General features: G+C 67.3%; 7 protein-coding genes and 1 pseudogene. 2 read left to right on the top strand and 6 right to left on the bottom strand.

What is annotated here, in order from left to right; translation table 11 throughout:
* Positions 1 to 232: pseudogene (locus ACTHJJ_RS13330) on the top strand (hypothetical protein); the annotation flags it as partial.
* 138 nt (positions 233 to 370) lie between these two features.
* Here ACTHJJ_RS13330 and ACTHJJ_RS13325 read toward each other — a convergent pair.
* Together ACTHJJ_RS13325 and ACTHJJ_RS13320 are read right to left on the bottom strand one after the other, a co-directional pair.
* Positions 371 to 1,540 carry a hypothetical protein gene (locus tag ACTHJJ_RS13325; RefSeq protein ID WP_440303423.1) on the bottom strand — a complete coding sequence of 390 codons (1,170 nt, stop codon included), beginning with the start codon at positions 1,538 to 1,540 and terminating at the stop codon, positions 371 to 373.
* A gap of 268 nt (positions 1,541 to 1,808) precedes the next feature.
* Positions 1,809 to 2,201 carry a hypothetical protein gene (locus ACTHJJ_RS13320; RefSeq protein ID WP_440303422.1) on the bottom strand — a complete coding sequence of 131 codons (393 nt, stop codon included), beginning with the start codon at positions 2,199 to 2,201 and terminating at the stop codon, positions 1,809 to 1,811.
* Positions 2,202 to 2,375: 174 nt separating this feature from the next.
* Between ACTHJJ_RS13320 and ACTHJJ_RS13315 the strand changes: the two genes are divergently transcribed.
* Positions 2,376 to 3,176 (top strand): response regulator transcription factor, encoded by an 801-nt coding sequence (locus ACTHJJ_RS13315; protein WP_440303421.1) that lies wholly within the window; start codon positions 2,376 to 2,378, stop codon positions 3,174 to 3,176.
* Between the two features lie 69 nt (positions 3,177 to 3,245).
* On the opposite strand, the gene ACTHJJ_RS13310 is transcribed toward ACTHJJ_RS13315, so the two are convergent.
* From ACTHJJ_RS13310 to ACTHJJ_RS13295, 4 genes are all read right to left on the bottom strand, one after another.
* A complete protein-coding gene (locus tag ACTHJJ_RS13310; protein ID WP_440303420.1) occupies positions 3,246 to 3,500 on the bottom strand; it encodes a hypothetical protein in 255 nt (84 codons plus the stop codon).
* A gap of 251 nt (positions 3,501 to 3,751) precedes the next feature.
* Positions 3,752 to 4,144: an Hpt domain-containing protein gene (locus tag ACTHJJ_RS13305; protein WP_440303419.1), complete on the bottom strand. Its 393-nt coding sequence runs from the start codon at positions 4,142 to 4,144 to the stop codon at positions 3,752 to 3,754.
* Positions 4,128 to 4,748, bottom strand: coding sequence for a signal peptidase I (locus tag ACTHJJ_RS13300; RefSeq protein WP_440303418.1), 621 nt, complete (start codon positions 4,746 to 4,748; stop codon positions 4,128 to 4,130). The genes ACTHJJ_RS13305 and ACTHJJ_RS13300 overlap by 17 nt, the downstream gene beginning before the upstream one ends.
* Before the next feature lie 52 nt (positions 4,749 to 4,800).
* A partial coding sequence (locus ACTHJJ_RS13295) for a TasA family protein (RefSeq protein ID WP_440303417.1) occupies positions 4,801 to 5,298 on the bottom strand: 498 nt, incomplete at its 5' end.

Genomic DNA, 5,298 nt, shown 5'->3' with positions numbered 1-5,298 from the left:
CGGTTTACGCGCATACAGCCTGTACCTCTGGCATGTTCCGATCATGTGGCTCGTCTGGATCAGTGTGCCGGGTGACAACCGGCCCATGAAGGGCCTCATTGCCCTCTCCCTCATCGCACTCGTCGTACCCCTGAGCTTCTGGCTGTTCGAGAAGCCCGTCCTCCGGGACTCGCCTAGGCTCGACAAGGCGGAACGGGCGGGTAGCCCATCCCGGCCCCACGCCTCCCCCTGACGCAGGTTCGGACATACGACTCGCACGGCTCATCGCCCCGTGCAGACGATCTTTTCCTTGGTGCCCGAACGTGCTGTGCTGTCAGCAAATGAAGGAGTTCCTGACATGACTTTGCAGTCGACCGATGTTCGAGCGTAATCAGGCCGGCCAGCTGACAGAGGGACTTACATGGACCACCAACACCTGGTGCACCCATACGAACTGGATGAGCAGTTCCACGAGGACTATGGGCGCCCACCTCGCGGCGACAGATCTTGCGGATTTGGCTCGGCACGCCCACTGGACTAGGGATGCGAGCGGCACGAAGGTCAGCAGTGCGTAGCGGAAGATGCTGGTATTCACAGAGGTGCTGAACAGGATGTAGATCATGTAGAGGGCCGCCCAGACGCCCAGTCGGTCCTCTGGGCCGGTCCAGATGCCCCGCCGCAGACGCAGCGCAAGGAGAGAGCCGAGCAGGAGCGCCATCGAGACGGCCAAGACGGGCATCTCGAGCGACCATAGGCCAGCGATCCATCCGCCCCGGAGCCCTCCTGCCGCAACCCACGCGCCTGCGGTACGGAAGTAGGCATCGGGGATCCCTGTGAATGACCACACGCAGAGGGGCCAGAGCAGGGCAGATCCCGCCACCGCAGCGCCGGCGATCCAGGGCGTGCGATCTACCGCCCTACCACTGTCCCTTGCGCGTCGATACGACCTGAGGGCCAAAAGGAGGACAAATGCACCGAGAGGAAGGGCAATGGGTCTCGTGAATGCAAGTAGCGCACTGGCGACAAAAAGCGCTGGGTAGCGGCGTTCTACAGCTGCACGGAGGGCGGCAATTAGGAAGACCATCGCCAAGCCTTCCGTGTAGGCCATCTGAAAGACTGGTGACGTTGGAAACGCAGCCAGCACGGCGACCGTACCCAGGGCGACCTGCAGACCGCGCGTTTTCTCAAGCCATCGGAACAGCAGCACGATCGCAAACGCGCTGGCAGCGAGGCTGAGGCATGGAGCGACGATCTCGAACCGCAACCCGCTTAGTTGCATCAAGGCGCGCACCGCCAACGGATACAGCGGATAGAAGGCCGTCTCGTTTTGGGGGGTGTTGGGTCCAAATGCCTGCCGGTCCGTTGGGTATCCGTGCAGCGCGATCGACTTGTACCACTGACCGTCCCAATTGGTAAGAACCTCCCAGTAGCCAGGGTGTGACAAGTCGTCACCTTCGACGTGCCACCCTGGATCTGCGCTGAGGTCGGGTTGCTGCCCTTCGGCTACCAGCACAAAGATCGCCGATACGGCCCGAGAGGCGAGAAATATGAGAAGCGCCAACCATGCAGCGCGGGAGCTGTGCGCAAAAGACTCGCGCCTGAACCTGCCACGGGAACGTTTCGGGGTCGCAACGCGAGGTACGGCTGCTGTCAATGCGTGCCGCCAGGCGAGCAAACCCAGACTGCGGCGCGTGTCATGCTCCCTGGTCACGGTCTCACTACCTCAGAAGTCCGGGCGCCGCCTTTCGCGCGCATTTGCCACGCGCCAGATCATGCGACCCCGGGCCCGATTGGGCCGTTTCAACGCTTTGTGTGCTCGGAGGCCGCAATCAGCAGGTGAAGGAGCGCGTGAGGGGCACGCCGGTCCAGGACTTGAGCGTCGCAGCGACGGACAGGTCGAAGGTGCCGCCGCGGGTGAAGGTCAGGTTGACCGGCGACGACCCGGAGACGCGCTGGCTGGCGACGACCTGGCCGGCCTGGCTCACCTGCAACAGGTAGCCGTCCGCCAGGGCGACCTGGCTGAAAGTCTTGATCCGAACCGTGCCGGCCGTCTGCCCGCTCGCGCAGGTCGAGCTGAACGAGACGTCTGCCGGGGTGTCCACGGTAGCCGTCGCGGCGGCAAAGGGGCTGCCGGCGGACGACTGGAACGCCGCCATGGCCGCGGTGGGGACCAGCACAATGGCTGCGGCGAGCACCCCCGCTCGCCGCAGCCTGCGCCCCACCTGGCGCGACACCCTTCTCCCCACCGGCTCTCCTCCTTGACTCACATCCTGCAGGTCGGACCTCAAGCCCACCCGCAGAGATCCGCAAGATTTCAACAAGACGGCGACCCAGCTCACGCCGATCCCTGCCTCGTTTCCCTGCCTGATATGTCCCGTTCTGGGAGACTTGCGGTCATGGACACCGCCCAACGGGTGGCGCTCGTCGTGGAGGATGACGCCGATATCCGCGAACTGCTCACGCACTCGCTTGCCATGCAAGGCTTCGCGGTTCATTCGACATCTTCTGGGCACACCGCCCTGGAGATCGTCAGGCAGCAGACGCCCGACCTCGTCACCCTCGACCTCGGCCTCCCGGACCTCGACGGCGTCGAGGTGTGCCGCCGCATCCGGCAGGAGTCCGACGCCTACATCGTCATGATCAGTGCCCGGGTCGACGAGATCGACCGGCTCATCGGCCTCGAGACCGGTGCCGACGACTACCTCACGAAGCCGTTCAGCCCCCGCGAGCTGCACGCCCGGGTCAACGCGATGTTCCGCCGGCCCCGACAGTCCAACGGCTCGACCCCCGACCGGCCGACCGCGGGCGTGAGCCCCACAGCCGCCCAGGCCCCCGAGCCAGCCGAGGCCCCGGATGAGTCGCTCGTCACCCTCGGGCGCATCAGCGTCGACACAGACAGCCGGATCGCCGCGATCGACGGGCAGGAGGTCGAGCTGACGCGGACCGAGTTCGACCTGCTCGCGACCAGGATCGACAAGCCCCGTCGCGTCTGGGGACGGGACGTCCTGCTGAGGACCATCTGGGGCGAGGGCTGGACCGAGGACGAGCACCTCGTCGAGGTCCATGTCGGCAACCTCCGCCGCAAACTGGGCCGGGCCGCCACGCCCGCGGCCCCCATGCCCTTCATCCGCACTGTCCGCGGCGTGGGTTACCGGATGGAAGACCCGGCCCAACTCGACGTCCAGCGGACCTGCTGACAGGGCGTGGCGCCCCGCTCCATGCGACCCCCAGGAGGCGGTCGCATGGAGCCACCTTGGGGGAGCCCGTCAGCGACCCCGCTGCCGGCCCCGTCGAGCAAGTCGGCGTGTACGGGCCAGCACGCCGACCCCGCTCCCCCTTTCGAGGGAAGTGGCCGCCCCGACCGCATTGAACTTCGTCTCGCGGCTGACTCCCGGTGGCGGCGGCGGGCCGTCGAATCCTCTCACCGACTCGGCCTCGAGGAAGTGCTCCGTCCAGCCGCCTTCGTCGCGATAGCGCAGCAAGCCCTCGCCGACATAGAACCATCCCGATTTGTTGTTCATCAATCCACCCCTTGTTGAACTTTCCCCACCGCAAAGTCTATCTGCGATCGACAGGAATACCTTGGCGAAACGCCTTGAGCGCCAGTCGAATTCATGGAGTCTTGTGACCGAAATGGCCCGTTCTGTCGAACTTGTCGCATATGTGCCAGCCCAAAGCGGCTTGATTCAGAAGGGGTGTGGCGCCCTCCCTCGCCACACCCCTCCCATTGCTGACCACCGAGTCCCCCCGACCCGGCCGGTCAGCTCCCCCCTTACCGTCGGCCTCTCGGCCGTCCCCCTGGCGTCGGCGCCCCCGCGCCGAACCCGGTGGCGAGCGTTTCCGCCGCCGCTTGCCGGAGCGCCTGCAGGCGCCCCCCGATCGCGCGCGACCCCCCGTCGCGCAGCGACCGTTCCACCCTCTCCGCACATCCCGACACCGCGACCGCCCCGATCGTCGCCGACGTCACCTTGAGCGTCAGCGCCGTCTCGAGTGCCTTCTCGGCGTCCCCCTCGACCCAGGCGGAGCACAGCCGGCCCACTCGCTCCTCGAGCAGTTCCAGATAGATCCCCGCGATCCGCTGCGCCACACCGCTGTCCCCCAGCTCTCCGGCGAGCCGATCCAGGACGGCGGGGTCGATGGCCCCGCGGTCAGCCTCGCGCCCCATCGTCCTCATGCCTTCCCGGCGTCCAGATCTGCCACAGGCCCACGAGGACCAGCCCCCCGGCCGCTCCCCACAGCAGGACCGCGTGCACCGTCGGGTCCCGCAGCGCCCTGATCGCCGAGCCCACCCAGGGCACGACCGCCTTTGTCTCCCAGACCGTTTGATCCTCGATGGTCGCGGTCCAGGGGTCGACGCCGTCGTTTGCGTCGCCCTTGGTGACGATGACCGTCTGACGCGCCGGGTTCTTGCTCACCTTGACGACCCGGTGCGTCTCGACGCGCCGGTCCTGGACCGGGATCTCATACGTCAGCACGTCCCCCACTGCGACCTCGTTCGCCGGCTTCGGCATCGCGATCACGACGTCACCCGGGTTGATCGTGGGCGACATGCTGCCCGTCAGCATCGTGACCGTCCGATAGCCGAGCACGTGCGGCCCGACCGCCAGCCCGAGGAATGCCAGCCCTCCGATGGCGAGGGCCAGCGTGGCCGTTCCCCGCACGAGCCGGCTCAGCGCCATACCGTATGCCGTGGAGCGGGCCGGGCGCCCAAGGCGTGCCCGGGCTGGGGCGGCGTGCCGCCCCGGCAGCGGGTGTGTCGCGAGAGCCACGTCGGTCCTTCCTCGTCGGTGGTGGCGTGTCAGTTGGTGGCGGCGCCAGCCGTCACTGGTTGGTGGCGACCCGCTGGGTGCCGGTGAAGGTGAAGCCCACGACACTGCTGAGGCCCTGGAACGAGTTGTCCGCCGCGGTCGGGAAGGTCACCGACACACGCAGGTTGTCCGCCTTGCCGGCACCGGTCGAGCCGAGGCTGGTCAGCGGGAGGTTCGCCCCGATGATCGGGCGCGCGGCGAGAACCGACTTGGTCGTGCCCGAGCACGTGTAGCTGTAGGCCGGAGCGGTGCCCGCCTCGGTCCACGGCACCGAGCAGGAGTCGATGGCGACTTGCAGGCCGTTTGTCGTGTCGGTGTCGAGCTTGCTCGTGGTCGACGCGACGGTCGTCAGGGCGACACCGCTCAGGTCCTGGGTGCCGGAGTTGCTCAGCGTGACCGCACGCTGCACCGAGTCACCGGGCACGAGGCCCGTCGCCGGCACGCTCAGCCGGTTGGCTGCGCCGGCGGCACCGAGGTCGACCTTGACCGTGCCGCTCGCCACGGAGGCCGA

This window comes from Intrasporangium sp. (assembly GCF_051961875.1).
In the GTDB taxonomy this organism is placed as follows: Bacteria; Actinomycetota; Actinomycetes; order Actinomycetales; family Dermatophilaceae; genus Intrasporangium_A.
Note: the sequence above shows the minus strand (reverse complement) of the source record. Positions and strands in the feature narration are given on the sequence as shown.

What these genes read in the sequence shown, in the direction of transcription:
- ACTHJJ_RS13315 (WP_440303421.1), top strand. Translation starts at nt 2,376, where the DNA reads ATGGACACCGCCCAACGGGTGGCGCTCGTCGTGGAGGATGACGCCGAT.
- ACTHJJ_RS13310 (WP_440303420.1), bottom strand. Translation starts at nt 3,500, where the DNA reads ATGAACAACAAATCGGGATGGTTCTATGTCGGCGAGGGCTTGCTGCGC.
- ACTHJJ_RS13305 (WP_440303419.1), bottom strand. Translation starts at nt 4,144, where the DNA reads ATGGGGCGCGAGGCTGACCGCGGGGCCATCGACCCCGCCGTCCTGGAT.